Below are 19,591 nucleotides of genomic sequence, written 5' to 3' on the forward strand. Positions count from 1 at the left end.
GCAGATGTGCCTCATTACGTGCTGACTTTACGACTCAAAATCGGCCTCTTCATCGCCCAATTATTAAGGATCGTTAATCTTCAAAAAAAATTCACTGAAATCACCATCAAGTCAGACTCAATCTGCTTCCAAGCTTAATTTCATAGAGGGAAATCTTCGATAAAACCTATATTTATAGCGGCTTTCCGGCCATTTACATTAACAACATTTAATCTTCCAAAGGCATTCGCAGATCACCATCGCTGGCTAACATCCGTTGAAAAATCGGTGCTCCTGATCGTCGATTTGTGACTGCCAGGTTGATGATTTTCTACGCAAAGATTCATCATCGCAAGGTGCAAATCTAGTTCTCCGAGCACGTTCCCTATGAACATACACGGAGCAGCATGATGTCATCGCCGCAAACACTTTCTCGCCCAAACGACGATCCCGTGGGTGGTCGATAAAATGGCGGCCCGCGACGACCTTGCCATTCTTAAAGCCGCTCGAACTGGTGTTGCCGACGCACAGTTGGCCATAGGAACCCGCTACTACTTGGGCAACGGCAGCCTTCCGCAGAGTACTGAAACTGCATTCTACTGGTTGGAACGAGCGGCCAGACAAGGCCTGACCGAGGCCTGGACGATGATAGGTCGCGCCGTTCCATATGATCTAGTGCGCAGCACAATGTCGCGCCCCTATGAGGCGGTGGCATGGTATGAACGCGCATTCGATTCCGGCGTGCTCGAAGCTGGCATAGTGTTCTCACGTTTAGTACTTGAGAATTCCAGTCATTTTGGTCATAAGGCCAAAGACAAGGCGGTCAACGTACTGAAGCAGCTAGCTGAGCGAAATAATCATGAGGCCCAATGGCTTCTCGCCAAGCATCTTGCGCAACTCGAAGATGACCAGCACCATGGCGCCGGCGATCAAATTCATCTGGCGCCGCCGTTGAAAGAAGCCAAAGAACATTGGACCAGGCAAGCAGCGCTAGCCGGCGTGACAGAAGCCCAATACTCGTTACTGGAGAAGTACTGGAAGGCAGGTGACTACGTCGGTTTTTCCGAGAACGCCGCGCCGATGATCAAGTGCCTACTTAAGGATCATGAGGCGCAGCTTCGCTATCTTCGCGATCCCTCTCCCCAGTGCGCATTACTTTCGCTATCCGAAAATGAGGTTACCTTACTCCTGAGGCAATCTCAGCTCTTGTTGGAGCGCAAAGTATCCGATCTCTCATATGCCAGAAGACTGTTGGAGCTTGCTGCTCTTTCAAATAATCATGAAGCGCAATACCGACTTGGGATGCTCCACGCGCGCCTCGACCACGGTTGTCAACGGATATTCCCTGCACACGGGCAGGCGAACTATTTAGCCGCGGTCCCTTGGCTCAATGCTGCCGGTAAGGGAGATGTTGCCGAAGCATGGCACGGGCTCTCAATGATTTACGCCAAGGCAGAGTACTTCCAACGCAATCTCTCTCTATCTCGCCAATATTTAAACCGCAGTGCCGAGATGGGATTTGCACAGGCTCAATTCGACTACGGTCAGTATCTCTGGCGTACTCGACGCGATGGTCCGATGCATGACATCCACGCACTCTCTTGGTGGAAAAAAGCGGCGGATCAAGGTCATCACGAAGCCTTGATAGCCGCCTCAAGATTTTCTGCAAAAAACAGTTCCGAAACATGGGCCGTTGAAATCGCTAAATCGCTGACGACTAAATTAAGGAAGTCTCATCCATTCCTCTCAGCCAGAATTGATCTGGCCGCTGCTTTTAAGCTTTCCAAATCCGAGGCCGTTCTCGTAGATGTGCGCCACGCAGACTGGGGCCATTGCATCGAAGTCGACATTAGCAAACTCCATGCTCGCAGCAAAAGGCGCCTGATCTTGATCGAAAATGCCGAACAACGCGTGACATTGGACTTAATTTCACGCCTGTTTGCCGACGTAAATTCAAGCTTCGATGGTCCAGAAGGTAATTATCGCCAGCGTCAATATCGATTGAGGAACATCATCGCGGACCTAGTGTAACTCTCCCTGATTCCGCTCGGTTTTGATTTGGGTGGTTTCTTTTTTGGCCGGCACCAACGCATGTTGTTGCCGGCTTTTTTTCGGATAGCGCTGCTGCCACATTCATATGGCGAGCCACCCTATGAAACTCCGAAGCAAATTCGACAGATGAAGAAATACAACAAATCCAGAATCAATCGCCCGACCAAAACCAGACTTTTTTTTATATTTACAAACGCGCTGTTGGTAGAAAAGAGGAACACGTAATGTTCAAACATCCGTCAAACGTGCGGATTCTCAAGACCATTTTAGAAGGAAGACACATGAAGAAATCGTTGCTCGCACTGGCTGTGCTCGGCGCGTTCGCCGGCGCTGCTCAGGCGCAAACCTCCTCCGTTACCATCTACGGCATTATCGATACTGGCGTCGTGTACACCAGCAAGGCTGTCAACGGCACTGCTAACGGCACCGGCAGCAAGTTCGGCGTGAACTCCGCGGTGATTCAAGGTTCGCGTATCGGCTTCAAGGGTGTTGAAGATCTGGGTGGCGGTCTGAGCGCCGTCTTCAATCTGGAAACCGGCTTCAAGAACGACACCGGCGCCCTGGATGACTCCAAGACTACCAACACTCTGTTCCGTCGTAAGTCCGTCGTCGGTCTGGCCGGCGGCTTCGGTACCGTCCTGCTGGGTCGTCAAACCGACTTCGCTGACTCCATCTCTTACCTGACCTCTGTTGCCGACTTCGGCTTCATGACCGGCTCCGTTGGCCATAACCTGGACCGCCTGGAAGGTACCCGTAGCAACAACTCCGTGAGCTACACCACCAACAACATGGGCGGCTTCACCGGCAACCTGTTCTACGGCTTCGGCGAACAGGCTGGCCGCACTTCGGCTGGCCAAGCATTCGGCATCGGCGGCAAGTACGACAATGGCCCGCTGGGTCTGGGTATCAACTACTTCCAATCGAAGCAAGGCGCAACCCCGGCCGACACTTCGCTGCTGATCGGCACAACCAACGCTGGCGACGTCAACAACTCCGGCAACAGCGCAGCTAAGGTGCTGAACGTTGCAGCCAGCTATCAATTCGGCCCGGCCCGCGTGTATGCAAACTACAACCGCGTGAAGCAAGATCTGAACACCGCCAGCCCGACCGCTCTGCCGTCCAAGACCCTGGGTTCCGCGAACAAGGCCGACATCTATGAAGTCGGTACCGCCTACTCCCTGACCCCGAATCTGAAGCTGCTGGGCGCCGTCACTCACACCCGTGCTGACTTCAACTCGTCCTCCAAGGGCAAGCTGACTCAAATCAGCCTGGGCACCGACTACTGGCTGTCCAAGCGCACCGACCTGTACGCGTTCCTGGCTAACATCCGTGCTTCGGACATGGCCAACAGCGGCGTGTATGGCGATGCGACCGGCAATGCTGCTACCGGCGGCGCTGATGCCAGCCAGACTCTGGTGGCTGTGGGCGTTCGTCACAAGTTCTAAGCAATACTCACCACCGACATCGCGGGTTGGTCGCGATGTTGGATCGGTAAAAGAAAGGCTTGCCCACGCAAGCCTTTTTTCTTTTCCATCAAATTATTTTCAAATATTTCCGCGGAGTCATCGGCTAATTTTTGATGGCGTGGTACAGTTTTCCAGCTACGCATTGGATAGAAAAGTAGAGATTCAATCTCCCTTTTTTCCATGCCCCCCTCAACAAATCTCACCAGTCTTGCAGCGTTTCTGGATTCGTCTGGTCTGCATAGAAATGCGTCCGCTGCGCTCTCAAAGACTGGGTTAATTTTCTGCGTTAGAAACATGACGGCGATAAAACTGCTGATCGTCGAAGACAACGAGCGCGTAGCGCTATTCCTAAAAAAAGGACTCTCTGAGTCAGGATACGAGGTCCATCACGCCGACAACGGTCGTGACGGGATGCTGCTTGCCGCAAGCACACCTTACGAAGCCATCATCATGGACCGCATGCTTCCGGGAGGCATCGACGGACTGAGTATCATTGAAGCTCTTCGAAAAACGGGCAATAACGTTCCGATCTTGATTCTCAGCGCCATGGCAGAGGTCGATGATCGGATTAAAGGACTGCAGAGTGGCGGAGACGATTACCTGATCAAGCCGTTCTCGTTTGGTGAACTATTGGCCCGTGTGGAAGCTATCATCCGGAGATCCAGGGAGCTGACCGAGAGAACGTATCTCGTGGTCGGTAACTTGCACATGGACATCATGAAGCACAAGGTCTACCGGGACGGAAAGGCAATATTGCTTCAACCGCGGGAATTTCACCTTCTCGAGTATCTGATGCGTCATGCGAACAAAGTGGTCACACGCACGATGCTCTTAGAGAATGTCTGGGATTACGATTTTGATCCGCAGACCAACGTGGTCGACGTGCACATCAGCAAGTTACGGCAGAAACTAGATATCGACTCACTGCCGCCCATGCTCAAGACTATTCGAAACGCCGGCTACATGCTTACCGATGAATAGGCTCTTTAAGTTCTCCGCTCGAACTGTCGCCAGCTGCTACGTCGTATTCAGCCTCTTGGCGCTTGCTGCCTTTGCCACACCACTTTGGTATGCATGGCAGGAATTTGTCGAGCAGGACTGGCGCCATATCCTGCACGCTGACAGCGAGAGATTGCAGCGCGTGTATGACGAAGAAGGAGTTGATGCGTTGAGCAAGCGGATCGATTCCCGGGTTGGGGCGATCCCCGGCGGCTCCGAAGACATTGTGCTGCTGACCGACCAGAACATGCAGCGCCTGGCGGGCAATCTTCCCTCCTGGCCAACTGAAATCAGTACGGTTGCCTCCAGCGGGAGGTTTGTCGTCGACATCAATGGCAGCAATACCCGGATCCTTGCCAGACATCTCATCCTGAATGGCCGATTTCATCTGCTGGTCGCTCACGACATTAACAGATACCGGTTACTCGAAAATATGTTCATCGGCGGCCTTGCGGCTTCCGGGACCATCATTATTCTTCTCGGAATAGTAGGCGGCGTTGCGATTCGACGTAGCCTTCTTGCCAAGGTCAAAGACATCGATCAGGCTGCTACGGCCATCGTGCAGGGAGATTTCACGCACCGCTTGCCACATCATGGCGGCGAAAGCGAATTGGCAAGCCTGGCTAAGACCGCGAATCTCATGTTGGATCAGATTGAGCAACTGATGAAGGGGGTCATCAACGCATCTAACTCGATTGCCCATGATCTACGAACACCATTGGCAGAACTACGTTCCCGCTTGGAAGATCTTGCTCGACAGGAAAAAAACTCCGAGGAAATTGAAGGGGCTATCGAAGACGTCGACCGCGTCATCTCAATTTTTAATGCCCTACTGCGGCTAGTCGAAATCGACACTGGTGCTAGAAGAGCGGGCTTCTCCACCATGAATGCAGCGGCGGTCGTTGCGGATGTCTGCGAATTTTACCGGCCACTGGCAGAGTCCACCGGAAAGATTATTGATCATCGCCCCTCTGGCCCACTGCACATAAAAGGCGATGCTTTGCTGTTGGCACAAGCCGTGGCCAATCTGATCGATAACGCTCTGAAATTTATCCCGATCGGCGGGAAGGTAACACTGAGCTGTGTACAGCTCGACAACGGCCGCCTATTGGTACGTGTGAGCGACAATGGTCCCGGCATTCCTGATACTGAATTGCCCAAAGTGCAGCAACGCTTCTATCGCGGCGATGCTAGCAGATCAACACCAGGCGTCGGCTTGGGCCTCAGCCTGGTGGCGTCTGTCGCTAGACTACATGGTGGTTCCTTGGAACTCTCGAACAACCATCCTGGACTACGGGCCGTCCTGATACTGCGCACTGCAGCGGTATCAGAATAGTCTTTGCCAATATCGGCAAGGCCCCCGATCAATGGCCGCGGTACAGCGGGTTGGTGCCCAGGTAGACGGTTGCGTTGGCTCCGTCAAAGCCTTGCGGGGCGATCTTCGAGAACGAGAACGGCTGCATGCCGAAGGTATCGAACTTCCAGGTGAAGCTCTTGCCGTGCGAGACGAACTTCACGACTTCGCCCTGAGCGACGTTGACGTACTTGGTCGAATTGCTCATGGCGATTTCGCGCTCCGGCATCGCGCTATTGGCGGGAGTGCCAAACGGGTCTGCGACTTGAGCGATGGCATTGGCGCCGGCGAAGGACATCAGCAGGGTTGCGGCAATTGCGGCCTTGGAAAAATTGAACTTCATGGTGAACCTCCTTTGGGGTGAAATATCGTTTTGACGATGAGTTCATTGTAGAGAGGCACCAATTACCAAAATCGAACTAAATTATTACGATTGCGTAATAATTTTGGATCCAAAAAAAAAGGACGCATTAATGCGTCCTCCCTCTTTAACTCCTCGCGATTTCAGTCGTTCCGTGAAACCACCATATCAAGTGGTTGCATGCTTTCTTTCGCTCGCTCCTTGCTAACCAGCTTGATACTGGGTTCCGTCGAAAAGAAGTGCTCTGCAATTTGATATTCCAAGAACGTCTCCTTCTTCATTCCTACCGAAATAAAGACGTCTTCGGTTTTTTCGGCGGTGATCTTGATCCGGTACACCCCTTGCCGAATCTTGATGCGAGCAAAGCTCTTCGGCCCAAGCTCCGCAAGAAATACATCATTCACAAACAACTTAGCCTTGACGCTACGCTGCTGCGCATATGGCCTCGTTATGTAGAGATAGCCGAATCCCTCCGGCGCCGGCGTCAGCGCCTTGGCCTCATCTTCATGCTCATCGTCATGCACCGGAACCGCGACACAACGCGCGTGCTGCTGCAGTATCGTACACGGCACGGTGTCACGTGCGGGGGTCGCACAAGCAGAAATCAAAGTTGCTAATGTGGCTATCAATGATAGTTTGAGCCAACGGCTAGTGTTGATGATCATTTTCGTCCTCCTTACCGATCGGAGAAAAGGTGTGCTGTTCAGCCGCCTGCTCGCATGGCAGGTCTTCCAATTGAATGGTGACGTGATGAATGTCGAATTTTTCAGCTAACAACTTACGGATCTTTCCGAGTACTTCGATGTTGTATGTGCGGGGGTCGTAGACAACGTGAGCAGTCAAACTCACCTTGTCGTTCGAGATGGACCAGATGTGAAGATCGTGAATTGATTGAGCTCCTTCAACTCCCAGGATTGCTTCCTGGATTTCGTCGGGATTCACGTGTGCAGGTGTTGCCTCCAGCAAAACGTTGATACTCTCTTTCAGCAACGTCCATGTACGCGGCAGCACCCACAGACCGATCGCTACGGCGATGACGGTATCTACCCAATCCCAACCGGTGAATCGGATGATCAGCGCACCTGCGATGACGCCCACCGATCCCAGCATGTCGCTCCATACTTCCAGATACGCCCCTTTAACGTTCAGGCTTTCATCTTTTCGCGACGTCAACATGCGCATGCTGATCAAATTAATAATCAGCCCCAGAACGGCCACTACAAGCATAGCCCCCGACTGAATCTCGGGAGGTGACGTAAATCTCTTGTATGCCTCGATCAGGATGTAGATTGCCACTGCGAAGAGCATAACCGCATTGAAAAGCGCGGCCAGGATCTCGTAACGTGCATAGCCAAAAGTGCGCTTCGCATCTGCCGGTCGCTTGCCGATCCGGATTGCGAATAGAGCGATCGCCAACGCTGCACTGTCTGTCAGCATGTGTGCAGCGTCGGAGATCAACGCAAGGCTTTGGGTAAGAACACCCGCAACGGCCTCTGCAATCAGAAACGTCGACGTCAGAGCCAGTGCGATCTTCAGCGCCCTTTCATTACCTCCTTGCGGAGGAACGTGCGAATGTCCTTGTCCCATTTTTTCCTCTTAGTTTGCGGTGGAAGAACGTTTTGCCCAGAACTTCCAGAACGGTCGACGTGTGCCGGTTTCTGCCGGTGTCTCATCTTCGTCCTTGTTATGTGCCAACTTATACAGCAGCGGCAACACCAGCAGCGTCAACGCGGTCGAAGACAGAATGCCGCCGATAACAACAGTCGCCAGCGGACGTTGCACTTCTGCGCCCGTTCCAGTAGCCAGTGCCATCGGAACAAAGCCCAGCGACGCAACCAGCGCGGTCATCAGCACTGGACGAAGACGCGTCATCGCCCCTTCATGAATCGCCTGATCCAGCGACCGACCTTCTTCACGCAAACTACGAATGAAGGAAATCATCACCAAACCGTTCAGCACCGCCACCCCTGACAACGCGATGAAACCAACTGCCGCCGAAATCGACATCGGAATATCGCGCAGCGCCAGAGCAAGAATGCCCCCGGTGAGCGCGAATGGGATACCGGTGAACACCAACATACCGTCCTTGGCGTTGTTAAACATGACAAACAACAGCACGAAGACCATCAACAAGGCCACCGGAATCACGATCTGAAGACGCTGCGTAGCAGACTGCAAGTTCTCAAACTGCCCGCCCCAGGTGGTCCAATAGCCAGTGGGGATCTTGACCTGGGCCTGCAGCTGGCGCTCTGCATCTGCCACGAAGCCACCCAGATCTCGGCCACGGACGTTGGCGCTAACCACAATACGGCGCTTACCATCCTCTCGGCTAATCTGGTTCGGTCCCGGGGCGATGTCCAGCGCAGCAACCTCACCCAATGGAACATAGCTGGTCCTGGTGTTTCCGTCCTGCAGCGGCAACGCTATTGGCAACCGGCGGATGGCTTCCAGGTCTGTCCGGGAGTTATCAGGCAGACGGACGACAATGCCGAATCGACGGTCGCCCTGGAACAGGGTTCCGGCTTCCTTACCGCCAATGGCCGTGGCAATCGTGTCCTGAATGTCGGAGACATTCAGGCCATAACGCGCGGTCTTCTGACGATCGATGTTGACAGTCAACATCGGCAGACCGGTCGTTTGCTCGATCTTCACCTCGGTAGCGCCAGGGATTTTCTCCAAGACAGCCGAAATCTTACCGGCGGTCTCGTTGAGCACGTTCATGTCGTCGCCGAAGATCTTTACTGCTACGTCGCTTCGCACGCCCGAGATCAGCTCATTGAAGCGCAGCTGAATTGGCTGCGAGAACTCGTAGTTGTTGCCCGGAATCTTCGCGACTTCTTCCTGGATAGCAGTCAACAGCTCCGCATGCGTCCGCTTCGGCTCAGGCCATTGAGCCTCAGGTTTCAGCATGATGTAGCCGTCAGAAATGTTAGGCGGCATCGGATCGGACGCAACTTCCGCAGTACCAGAACGAGCAAAGACTCGCTCCACCTCCGGGAATTTCCTCACCAGAGTCTTCTCGATCGATTTTTGCATTTCGATGGACTGCGTCAGACTGGTGCCAGGAATACGGAGTGCCTGAATGGCGATATCACCTTCATTCAGGCTGGGCACGAACTCCGACCCAAGACGGGTAGCCACCACGCCGCAAACGACGATCAGTGCAGCGGCAAAGGTCAGAACCACTGCCTTGTTCTCCATGATGACCTTCAGCATCGGCTCATACAGCCGCTTCGCCCCCACCATGATGAAATTCTCTTTTTCAGCGACCTTTTCACCGATGAACAGAGCGATAGCTGCAGGAATGAAGGTCACCGACAGAATCATTGCGCCGATCAGGGCCGCAACGACCGTAAATGCCATCGGCGTAAACATCTTTCCTTCGACGCCGGTCAGAGCAAACATCGGCAGGTAGACGATCATGATAATGATCTGGCCGAACAGCAGCGGCCGGCGAGCTTCCTTGGCCGCAGCGAAAACTTCATGGAATCGTTCGCTGCGAGTCAATGTGCGACCGTGGTGTTCCTGTGCATGAGCCAGTCGCCGGACGCAGTTCTCCACGATCACGACGGCGCCGTCAATGATGATGCCGAAGTCGAGTGCGCCTAAGCTGAGCAAGTTTGCGCTCACCTTATTGGACACCATACCGGTGAAGGTAAAGAGCATGGCCAACGGAATCACGGTTGCCGTGATGATCGCCGCCCGGATGTTCCCCAGGAAGACAAACAGCACCGCCACCACCAGGAGTGCACCTTCGACCAGGTTCTTCTTCACCGTTGCAATCGCCTTGTCGACCAGAACGGTACGATCGTAGACTGTGACAGCTTCAACGCCTTGGGGCAGCGTACGGTTGATTTCCTGCATCTTCTTGTCGACCGCTTGCGAAACCTTACGGCTGTTCTCGCCGATCAGCATGAAGACCGTACCCAGCACCACCTCACGACCGTTCTCGGTCGCAGCACCCGTACGCAACTCCTTACCGATGTCTACGTTGGCGACATCGCGCACACGGATGGGGATACCTTTCACGTTGGAGAGGATGATGTTGCTGATGTCCTCGATAGAGCCCACCTGCCCTGGCGCACGAATCAGGTATTGCTCGCCGCGGCGCTCAATATAGCCGGCACCGACGTTGTTGTTATTCTTCTCTACAGCCTTGACGATGCTATCCATTGTCAAGCCATAGGACGCCAGCTTCTCAGCCGAAGGAGCGATCAGGTATTCCTTGGCATAGCCACCGATGGTGTTGATTTCGGTGACGCCCGGAACCAAGCGCAATTGGGGCTTGATGACCCAATCTTGGATCTCTCGCAGGTCCGTGGCCGTATAGGGCGTTCCGTCCGCCTTTCGCGCGTCGTCCTTGGCCTCGACCGTCCACAGGTAGATTTCGCCAAGACCCGTCGAAATAGGCCCCATTCCAGGGTCGATCCCTGACGGAAGCTGGCTTCTTGCCTGCTGAATGCGTTCATTAACGAGCTGGCGGGCAAAGTAGATGTCGGTGCCGTCCTTGAACACCACGATAACCTGAGACAGGCCGTAGCGCGACATGGATCGGACCTGCTCCAGATTGGGCAGGCCGGACATTACTGTCTCGATCGGATAGCTAATACGCTGCTCGGTCTCCAATGGAGAATAGCCTGGTGCGGCCGTGTTGATCTGCACCTGCACATTAGTGATATCCGGTACCGCATCGATGGGCAGCTTCTGATAGCTGTACACACCATATGCGCCCATCCCGAGCACCGCGAGCAGGACCAGCCATCGATGCTCGATGGCGAAGCGAATAATTCGTTCAAACATGATTGTCGTCTTTCTCGAAAACGCCAGATTTAATGGCCGTGTTCTGCGGTGCCCTTACCCAACTCAGCCTTAATGGCGAAGCTTCCGGTAGCGGCATATTCGACACCTGCGTCCAGACCGGACTTGATCTCCACGAACTTCCCATTGGAGCGGCCGAGCGTGACCTCCTGCGCTGCGAATCCACCTGGCATGCGCACGAACACGACGCTCTTTTCATCGACGGTCTGGATTGCATCAGCAGCCACGGCCACCGGCACTTGGCCTTCGTCCGAAACGACTTCAACGTTCACGAACAGACCTGGACGCCAGCTGTCATCTTTGTTGGGCAGAACGACATGAGCTTTCGCGGTTCGGCTTTGCTCACCGATCAGGGATCCAACGTAAGAGATCTTCCCGCTGGCGCTCGAGTCAAAGGCGGTGGCGCGTACAACGACCTTTTCGCCTACACGCACGATCTGCATGTCCTTGGGCGTAACGATGATCTCTGCCCACACGCTGGAGAGGTCAGAAATCAAGAACGCATTTGCGTCTTCTCGTACCGCTTCACCAAGACCCAGGTGCTTTTCGACCACCGTGCCATCGAAGGGCGCACGAATTTCGTAGCGATTCAAACCACCCGAAGAAGGCGAAGCTCCGATAGCACGAAGTTTTTGCTGCGCGTTGCGCACTGCGACTTCTGCTTCGTGCAGCGTTGTCTGTGCTTGCAGATAGTCTTGTTCAGCAGAGATCTTCTGCTCCCACAGGCCCTTTTCTCGCTGATAAGCGGTCTTTGCCAGGGCGAGGCGCTGCTCAGCGTTCAACAACTCCGAGCGCTGTTCCGAAATAGCGCTACTGATGACTACAGCCAGTACCTGCCCCTTTTTCACCTTCTGGCCGAGGTTCGCAGAAACGGATTCCACGATACCGGCGACTTGGGGGACGACGTGGGCGGTGCGATCTTCGTTGAATCGGATTTCACCCGGCAGCTGCAAACTGCTGTTCATCTTCATCGCGCCGGCCGTCTTTACCTGAATGCCAGCCGATGCCATCTGCTCCTTGTTCAACTCGATCTTCCCCTCCTCTTTGGAAAGGGTGAACTGGTGCGAGCCAGCGGGGGTCGATGCGTCGAACTTGATGTCAAACAGATGCGGCTCTTCGACCGGCGTAGTCGCCTTCAGAGAGTCCTTCTCTACCTGGAACTCCAACTTCTCAGCCGTCTTTCCTGGTCGGGTCAGCGTTGCCGCCAACTTCACGACAGTAGGGGAAAGTGGTGTATCAGATTGATAGGGATAGACCACCAGGGCGCCATCGCTCTCAGACAGCAATACTTCGAAGGATGAAGCGCCTACCTTAAAGAGCGAGCCTCCATGCGGCCCCTTGCTGGGTGCGGCGCTGTGGTGCTCGCCATCACCATGCTCGGCGGAGTCCTTATGCTCGCTACTTTTGTCTTCGCCGTGGTGCTCATTGTCCTTATGGCCACCTTCTTCTTGGTGCGCAGACGATTTTTCTCCGCCCCCGCCCGAGCTGCCCCCCTTCATCAGGGTTACGCCGGACAACAGTGCGGCGATGGCGATGATCGCCGCGATGGCGAGCTTTTGCTTCTTGGTCATGTTTAATCTCACTCAGCTGAAGGTGTCTCAGTGCCGGCCAGACGATCCAGGTCGGCGGCTGCTTGGAATGCCGTGGAAAGCGCTTTCCAGTACTGCGCTTTGGCTTGGAAGAAGGTGCGTTGCGCGTCAAGCACGTCCAGGTATCCGAACTTTCCCAGTTCGAAACCTGTTCGTGCTGCCTGATAGGCGCTTTGTGCTCCGGGAACAATTTCACCGCGCAGTGCGGCTGCCTCTTCCCTGGCATTGCGCAGGCGCTCGAAGCTCTGTGCGGCCTCGCTCTGCATCTGCACTTCAACGATGGACAATTCGTCGCGTGCCTTATCAACACGCTTCAGGGCTTCGAGTTCGTTACCCTTGTTGCTGTCAAAGACGGGAATGGGCATAGAGATACCGACCACCCACATATTTCTAGCGGCCGACTCATCACGCTTGTTGCCGAAGGTGAGATTCACATCGGGGATACGCTTGCTACTCTCGATCTTGGCAAGCGCACGGCGACGTTCAACTTCAAGCTGCGCAAGCTTGACCGCGGGACCGATGGCAACCTTTTCGGTCAGTTGGGCGATTGCCGGCAGTTCCGGCAGCGTCTCGACCCCACCGTCCGTGAGTTGGAATTCATTGCCCACAGATCCCCAGAACATCGCCAGTTTTTTCTGAGCCAGAATCAACTCGCTGTCAGCTTGATTGAGCTCGAGCTGCGCGCTGGCTTCGGCCACCTTGGCCTTGGTTTGCTCGACAGGAGAGATCTTCCCGGCCGTCACCCGACGTCCGGCCATATCTGCTGCGGTCTTCGCCAGACCCAGCAACTCCTTCGCCAGACGCTGGCGCTCCGTGGCCACCATCACGTCGTAGTAAGCGGCAACGACGCCTGCGCGAATCTCGGTGCGTTTGGCCGAGTATCCGAGCAAGGCCATGTCGCGCGCGCGTTGGGCCGCTTCGATACGGGCACTGCGCTTACCACCCAATTCGATTGGCTGGTTGATCAGATAGGTCGTGGTCCTGGTGGACTTACGTGTGTCCTCCAGCAGAGCCGAGAACTCAGGGTTCGGCCGCGCGCCGGCCTGAATGATGGTCGCCTCGACGGCCTCGATTTCTTTGCGCGCCGCGGCCAGACCCTTGTTCTGATCGAACGCCAAGTTAATAGCTGCTGGGAGCGACAACAACCGCGGCTCTTTCACCAGGGATGAAGCCGTATAGGATTGAATTTGTTCTGTGTTTCCAGGCGCCGTTGATTGCGCGTGGCTAGTGCTGGCTGCAAGAAGCGCCAGCGCCAGCAAAAAGCTGTGCCGATACATCGAATTCTCCAGTGTTAAGAAGGGGAATTCGGCGAGTGCAGTTGTGTGTGGATTGTCCTCGCCGAGTTAAGCGGCGAGCTGCCAATTGGGCTTATCGGGCCCGTCGGCGATATGGGAGGTGGGATGCGGAGAGTAGCCTAAATGCGATTTTTGTTCGACCGCCGGCGGAACAATCACGCTCGAGCTGTAGACCTGCACCGATTTCATGCACGAAAAGTGGCACAGAGAGCAGCCGACGTCGTTGTCGCCCGCCTTAGTTTTTTCAGTACCAGCATGCTTATCGGCTTTCACCGAAGGATGCTCATGATGGCCGACATGGGTGGGCACACGATCATTTTCCCCTTGGCAATACGATGCCATTGCTGCCCAAGTGAGCTGCATCGGCAACAACAAAGCAAGCAAGATAATGAATGAGCGCATGGTCTGAAGGATTATAGCTACCGACCGTCCCGATCGGCAGCTATGAGGTTAATGTGCAACATGGCCATTAATCGGCGGCGATTATGCACCGTTGTACAGCGGCAAGTCAAAGGCCTTGCTTTGGGCCGGGCTGCCGGCGACGTTCGGCTTTTCGGCAGCGGCTTGAACCGGCTTACCCAGGCGTGCAGCTTCCAGCTCGGCCACCACATCGGCGCGGGTCTTGGTGCTTTCGAACTTGATCACCGGGTAGTTGTTGCGGGCGCTCAGGTTCGCTTGATCGCGTTCGGCTTCGGTCTTGACGGTCGATTGCGCGAAGGCGGACACCGACAAAACGGTAACCATGGCGCCGAAGAGAATTTGGGTTGCTTTCATGTCATTACTCCTAGAATGGTAGTTCAAAAGATCGCCTGATCCAGGCGGTTTCGACCGCCAACTCCTTGTGTGGCGCATCGTTGGAATGAATTCTACGGAGGAGGTCCGAACAGAAAGATTGCTGAGTTATTACAGATTTGTAATGAATGCAGCGGCAGGCTCGGTCAGAATATCGACGTATTCGAGGAACCAAATCATGCACATCTTGCTGGTAGAAGACGAACCAAAATCTGGGGATTACCTACGCCGTGGCCTTACCGAGTCGGGTTTTGTTGTCGACTGGGTGCAATCAGGAATTGACGGCCTGCATAACGCACAGACGCTGGAATACAAGCTCATTATTCTGGATGTGATGTTGCCAGGCATGAACGGCTGGGACATTTTGCGAGAATTGCGCCGCACCCACGATACGCCGGTGCTCTTTCTCACTGCTCGCGATGAAATCGAGGATCGCGTGAAGGGTTTAGAACTGGGTGCCGACGACTACTTGGTCAAGCCATTTGCGTTCACGGAGCTGCTCGCAAGGGTACGAACGTTGCTACGCCGCGGCCCGAGCCGTGAATCTGACATCATCGAATATGCCGGCGTGCAGCTGGATGTACTTCGGCGCAAAGTTACGCGGGATGGGCAGCGAATCGATTTGACCGCTAAAGAATTTGCCTTACTTCACATGCTGATTCGCCGCCCAGGAGAAGTGCTCTCCCGGCCTCAAATAGCCTCGCAAGTCTGGGACATGAACTTCGACAGCGATACCAACGTCGTCGACGTCGCCGTGCGCCGACTACGCGTGAAACTTGACGACGGCTTCGAGAGCAAACTGCTTCATACCGCCTGGGGCATGGGCTACGTGTTTGAGGCGCGAAATTGAACTCCAGAAACCCAGCTTCGATGACATCACGTCTAGTGGCTCTATTTGCACTAGTGGCGATTATCACATTCGCGGCTGTTGGCACTTATCTTTACCACTCGTTATACGTTCAGCTGGAGCGTCGAGACGATGAAGAGCTTATAGGCAAGAGCCGCTCGATTGATCACTTGGTACAAGAAGCAGGCTCAATCGAAAGCATCAGGGGAAATAAGCATGCCATGTTGGATACCATTAGCGGCCACGACCAGCTCTTGGTACTCATCACAGATTCCTCCGGCGCCACCATCTTAAAGAACTATGTTGGCCGATCTGGAGTGGGGACACCACTCTTCAACAGTCTCAAAACAACTCAAGTCAATGCCCTTCAAAGCATCGACTTAGACGGTGCCAGCGCACGTCTAATCGCCAGTAAGCCCAAGACCAGCGCCGGCGAGGAAACCATAGTGGTGGTGGCGCGCACTGCTTCTGACCGCATGGAACTGCTTTCCGAATATCGTACGGAGGTATGGTACGCAGCGTCGATCGGTACGCTTCTCGCAACGCTCTTGAGCTTCTTCCTTGTTCGCGGCGGACTTCGACCGCTGAGGTTAATGGCCGCACAGACGCATGCGATTTCGGCAAATCGGCTCGACACCAGGCTAGACATCCGCTCGGCCCCCAAGGAACTGCACGACATCGTTGAATCATTCAACGCGATGCTGGACCGCCTACATCGTAGCTTTGAGCAGTTGACGCAGTTCTCAGCAGATCTGGCGCACGATTTACGCACCCCGCTCAACAACCTGATGGTGCAGACGCAAGTCGCTCTGGGTAAGCAACGATCTATTGAAGAGTATCAGGGCCTACTCAGCTCCAACATCGAGGAATATGAGCGCTTGGCGCGGATGATGGAAAGCATGCTGTTCCTGGCGAGGGCAGAAAACGCCCATGTCGCCGTGAAGCCTCAGATGCTCAATGTCGAAGACGAATTGGCCAAGATTGCAGATTACTTCGAAGGTATTGCTGAAGAAGCGAAGGTCCGGATTGTCGTCGGCGGAACAGGAGAGATTTTCGCCGACCCGATGCTTTTGCGCAGGGCAGTTGGCAATCTAATTTCCAATGCAATCCGATACACACCTGAGGAGCGCATTATCCGGGTTGAAGCAACGGACGTAGGTAATGCGACCATCCTGACAGTATCCAATCCTGGAGAGGGAATCCCTCCCGACGTCGTTGGGCGAATCTTCGACCGCTTCTATCGGGCAGATCCGTCGCGCAGCAGTGCGAGCGGATCCAGTGGACTCGGGCTGGCGATCGTACGCTCAATCATGACGTTGCACGGCGGCGAAGCGGCCGTCAAGAGCATCCAAGGTGAGCGGACAATCTTCAGCCTTACATTCTTCAAAGAAGCCAAGATCATGCGCCCCAAAGGCGTCTGACCACTACCATCGGCGAGGCAATGGGCGCTCGTCACCTCCCATCATTCTAGAGAGTAATTTAAGTTGAAACGACTTGGATATCGGCTGCTCCTGGGCATTGGCGGGCTTGCTGCCTTTTGGATGCTAGGCATGATCAGTGCCAACGAATTCGCCAAAAGCACGGTCTTGATGTCCACCAGCCTGCCCGGAATTGCCGGTATATTTATCGCAGTCCCCTATTTCCGTTGGCGCCCGCGGTGGCTGACTGTTGTTAGTCTAGGAATCATTTCTCTATTCTTCTTCGACGCCGCCTTGAAGGGATTCTTGCGCGACTACTTCGGCCTTCGGCCGAATCCGATTCTCGTTTTGCACGCAATTTTCAACACTAATCCCGACGAGACCAACGAGTTCCTCCTGCACAACTGGCGGAAGCTGGCGGAGGCGGGAGGAATCTTTTTGTTCGTCGGCGCTTGGATCTTCTGGTTCGAGAAATGCTTATCCTTCAGGGAAGCACGCTTGCCGTTGAACACGCTGCGCAGGTCCGGCTTCATCAGCATAGGGCTTCTGCTAACAGCATTCCTGGCATTGCATTTCAATCCCACGATGGCGAAAGAAAATCCTGCTTTGTTCTGGCCAATTCGATACATGGACTATCGTAGCCAGCTAAAGCAGGCACAAGACATGCAGCAAATCGTTGCCCGCAATATGGCACGACGATCCGAGTGGAAGGTACAGTACACCGGCCCAGCCAACAACACGGTTGTTTGGTTAATCGGGGAAAGCACGAATCGCAGCAATATGTCGCTATATGGCTATGGTCGTAGAACCACCCCTATGCTGGACGCAATGCGAAACCAGCTGATCGTCTTCAAAGATGTGATCTCATCCGAACCGGCTACCATGTCGTCGCTGATGAAGATGTTCACGCCTGCCGATCTTGTTTCCCCTGACGCGTGGAATAGCAAGCCTGATGTTTTAATGTTAGCTGAGGAGGCTGGTTACAAGACATTCTGGATTTCCAATCAGGTCCCGAATGACGGCTGGCTCGGTCTTGTCTCAGAGCGTGCAGATGAGAAGCTATTCATCAACAAGGGCGCCGGTCGCGGAGAGAACAATTTCGACGGAAACCTATTGCCTGGACTTGAAGCCGCATTAGCCAATCCGGCCTCCAAGAAGCTCATTGTCGTGCATCTGCTTGGCGCCCACCCCACCTACGACATGCGTTATCCATCGTCATACGCCAAGTTCAACGACGTCGATGATGCTATCGCAGAACAGCTTTCAGCTGCAGGACGCTCAATTTGGATCCGACAGTTGCGCAACGAATATGACAACGCGATTGCCTACAACGACTTCGTCGTGGCAAGCATGATCAAGAGCACCATGGCATCTGCCCCCGGGGCGGCAAGCCTGCTCTTTAGTGCCGACCACGGCCAGGAAGTAGGTCACACGAGAGATCATGCAGGTCAATCGGTCGCTGATCCTTCCGGTTATGAAATCCCCATGCTTCTCTGGACCAGGTCATTCTCAGGAAAGAGCGCCGTCGACAAAGCAATTCTAGAAAATCGCCCCTATCAAACGGACCATCTTGAACACACCATCATGGGATTACTCAAGGTCGAATCTCGTTACTACTCGTCGTCTCGGGACATCATGAGTGACGCTTTTGTCAGCGAAGACTTCTCCAACGGACTACGCAGAATAAACGGACGTCCGTATTTGCCGCGGACAGTGACGTTCAACCAGCCACTGGCGAAGGCCGGCTCCTAGAGCTGCGAGACGCGTAGCGGACAGAGAACAGCCAGATGGAAAGCATCGCGTCAGTGCCTTCAACCAAACTCGAGATCAAATCTGACAGAAAATTAATAAATGATCTTGGAATCATTCATTTCTGCATTTCTCCAACCTTCTTTATGGTCGATACCGGGGGAGAATCAACATGGAGAAGTCTCGAATTGCCGAGCATTTTCACGCGAGTGCTCAACTCAAGATCGATGCAGTCCAGTCTCTTGAAGAGCCCATTCTCGATGCCATTAAAGCAATATCAGCTACGCTGGCCCGGGGTTCGAAAATTCTTTCCTGTGGCAACGGAGGCTCGGCCGCCGACAGTCAGCATTTTGCGGCAGAGCTGGTAGGTCGCTTCGAGCGCGAACGCAAACCTCTTCCTGCCATCTCGCTCACCACTGATACCTCAATCCTGACCGCAATCTGCAACGACTATGGGAATCAGGAAATATTCTCCAAGCAGGTTCAGGCTTTAGGTCGCAGCGGAGACCTCTTGTTGGTCTTTTCTAAGTCCGGAAACTCCGAAAACATCCTCGCAGCTGTGCAGGAGGCCCATCAACAGGGGATGCAAGTTGTTGTGCTCACTGGCAGAGGCGGTGGTCAGCTAGGCAGATTACTCACACCGCTGGACATCCATATCTGCGTTCCACATGAACGCACAGCGCATATTCAGGAGGTGCATCTCACAGCCCTGCATTGCCTATGCGATGGCATAGATAACTTGCTGTTCGGATCTGCTCCGGGTCACGACCACGGAGGTTAAAAGATTACAAACTTGTAATAGCTACGCAATCTTTTTCTCGATATTGCCTCGGTAAGATCTATTTCAATACCCCACCGCCACGGGTAATCCA

Annotated in this window: 17 protein-coding genes; 8 read left to right on the forward strand and 9 right to left on the reverse strand. The window is 54.2% G+C overall.

What is annotated here, in order from left to right; all coding sequences use genetic code 11:
* Positions 1–435 precede the first annotated feature (435 nt).
* Entirely contained in the window at positions 436–2,010 is a 1,575-nt protein-coding gene (locus tag BTM36_RS25350) for a tetratricopeptide repeat protein (protein ID WP_077238418.1), read from the forward strand.
* 302 nt (positions 2,011–2,312) lie between these two features.
* Positions 2,313–3,476, forward strand: coding sequence for a porin (locus tag BTM36_RS25355; RefSeq protein WP_050470468.1), 1,164 nt, complete (start codon positions 2,313–2,315; stop codon positions 3,474–3,476).
* Here the strand turns inward: BTM36_RS25355 and BTM36_RS28130 are convergent.
* Positions 3,473–3,679 (reverse strand): hypothetical protein, encoded by a 207-nt coding sequence (locus tag BTM36_RS28130; protein WP_139347284.1) that lies wholly within the window; start codon positions 3,677–3,679, stop codon positions 3,473–3,475. The two genes, BTM36_RS25355 and BTM36_RS28130, sit on opposite strands and share 4 nt — an antisense overlap.
* Before the next feature lie 121 nt (positions 3,680–3,800).
* Between BTM36_RS28130 and BTM36_RS25360 the strand changes: the two genes are divergently transcribed.
* Both BTM36_RS25360 and BTM36_RS25365 read left to right on the forward strand, forming a co-directional pair.
* The gene (locus tag BTM36_RS25360) at positions 3,801–4,478 is read left to right on the forward strand and encodes a response regulator transcription factor (protein ID WP_050470477.1); all 678 of its coding nucleotides are present in this window, start codon (positions 3,801–3,803) and stop codon (positions 4,476–4,478) included.
* Positions 4,471–5,832 (forward strand): HAMP domain-containing sensor histidine kinase, encoded by a 1,362-nt coding sequence (locus BTM36_RS25365; RefSeq protein WP_077238419.1) that lies wholly within the window; start codon positions 4,471–4,473, stop codon positions 5,830–5,832. Before BTM36_RS25360 ends, BTM36_RS25365 begins: the two co-directional genes overlap by 8 nt.
* 28 nt (positions 5,833–5,860) lie before the next feature.
* Here BTM36_RS25365 and BTM36_RS25370 read toward each other — a convergent pair whose 3' ends face one another.
* From BTM36_RS25370 to BTM36_RS25405, 8 genes are all read right to left on the reverse strand, one after another.
* The gene (locus BTM36_RS25370) at positions 5,861–6,193 is read right to left on the reverse strand and encodes a CzcE family metal-binding protein (RefSeq protein WP_050470471.1); all 333 of its coding nucleotides are present in this window, start codon (positions 6,191–6,193) and stop codon (positions 5,861–5,863) included.
* A 161-nt stretch (positions 6,194–6,354) separates the two neighbouring features.
* Complete coding sequence (locus BTM36_RS25375) at positions 6,355–6,876, reverse strand: DUF2846 domain-containing protein (RefSeq protein WP_077238420.1); 522 nt, start codon at positions 6,874–6,876, stop codon at positions 6,355–6,357.
* Positions 6,860–7,798 (reverse strand): cation diffusion facilitator family transporter, encoded by a 939-nt coding sequence (locus BTM36_RS25380; protein WP_077238421.1) that lies wholly within the window; start codon positions 7,796–7,798, stop codon positions 6,860–6,862. The genes BTM36_RS25375 and BTM36_RS25380 overlap by 17 nt, the downstream gene beginning before the upstream one ends.
* Positions 7,799–7,807: 9 nt before the next feature.
* Positions 7,808–11,011: a CusA/CzcA family heavy metal efflux RND transporter gene (locus BTM36_RS25385; RefSeq protein ID WP_077238422.1), complete on the reverse strand. Its 3,204-nt coding sequence runs from the start codon at positions 11,009–11,011 to the stop codon at positions 7,808–7,810.
* Between the two features lie 29 nt (positions 11,012–11,040).
* Positions 11,041–12,600: an efflux RND transporter periplasmic adaptor subunit gene (locus BTM36_RS25390; RefSeq protein WP_061286712.1), complete on the reverse strand. Its 1,560-nt coding sequence runs from the start codon at positions 12,598–12,600 to the stop codon at positions 11,041–11,043.
* Between the two features lie 8 nt (positions 12,601–12,608).
* Positions 12,609–13,895, reverse strand: coding sequence for a TolC family protein (locus BTM36_RS25395; protein ID WP_077238423.1), 1,287 nt, complete (start codon positions 13,893–13,895; stop codon positions 12,609–12,611).
* 66 nt (positions 13,896–13,961) lie between these two features.
* Positions 13,962–14,315: a cobalt transporter gene (locus tag BTM36_RS25400; protein ID WP_077238424.1), complete on the reverse strand. Its 354-nt coding sequence runs from the start codon at positions 14,313–14,315 to the stop codon at positions 13,962–13,964.
* Between the two features lie 81 nt (positions 14,316–14,396).
* Positions 14,397–14,687, reverse strand: a complete 291-nt coding sequence (locus BTM36_RS25405; RefSeq protein ID WP_050470719.1) for a DUF4148 domain-containing protein — start codon at positions 14,685–14,687, stop codon at positions 14,397–14,399.
* A gap of 196 nt (positions 14,688–14,883) precedes the next feature.
* Here BTM36_RS25405 and BTM36_RS25410 point away from each other — a divergent pair, with 196 nt between their 5' ends.
* From BTM36_RS25410 to BTM36_RS25425, 4 genes are all read left to right on the forward strand, one after another.
* Positions 14,884–15,555: a heavy metal response regulator transcription factor gene (locus BTM36_RS25410; protein ID WP_050470583.1), complete on the forward strand. Its 672-nt coding sequence runs from the start codon at positions 14,884–14,886 to the stop codon at positions 15,553–15,555.
* Positions 15,556–15,575: 20 nt separating this feature from the next.
* Complete coding sequence (locus BTM36_RS25415; RefSeq protein WP_050470582.1) at positions 15,576–16,973, forward strand: heavy metal sensor histidine kinase; 1,398 nt, start codon at positions 15,576–15,578, stop codon at positions 16,971–16,973.
* Between the two features lie 129 nt (positions 16,974–17,102).
* On the forward strand, positions 17,103–18,722 hold the full coding sequence (locus BTM36_RS25420; RefSeq protein WP_254427095.1) for a phosphoethanolamine transferase: 1,620 nt from the start codon (positions 17,103–17,105) through the stop codon (positions 18,720–18,722).
* Positions 18,723–18,891: 169 nt separating this feature from the next.
* Positions 18,892–19,500, forward strand: a complete 609-nt coding sequence (locus BTM36_RS25425) for a phosphoheptose isomerase (RefSeq protein ID WP_077238426.1) — start codon at positions 18,892–18,894, stop codon at positions 19,498–19,500.
* The last annotated feature ends 91 nt before the right edge of the window (positions 19,501–19,591 follow it).

The organism is Herbaspirillum sp. VT-16-41 (assembly GCF_001994935.1).
Classification (GTDB): Bacteria; Pseudomonadota; Gammaproteobacteria; order Burkholderiales; family Burkholderiaceae_D; genus Herbaspirillum; species Herbaspirillum frisingense.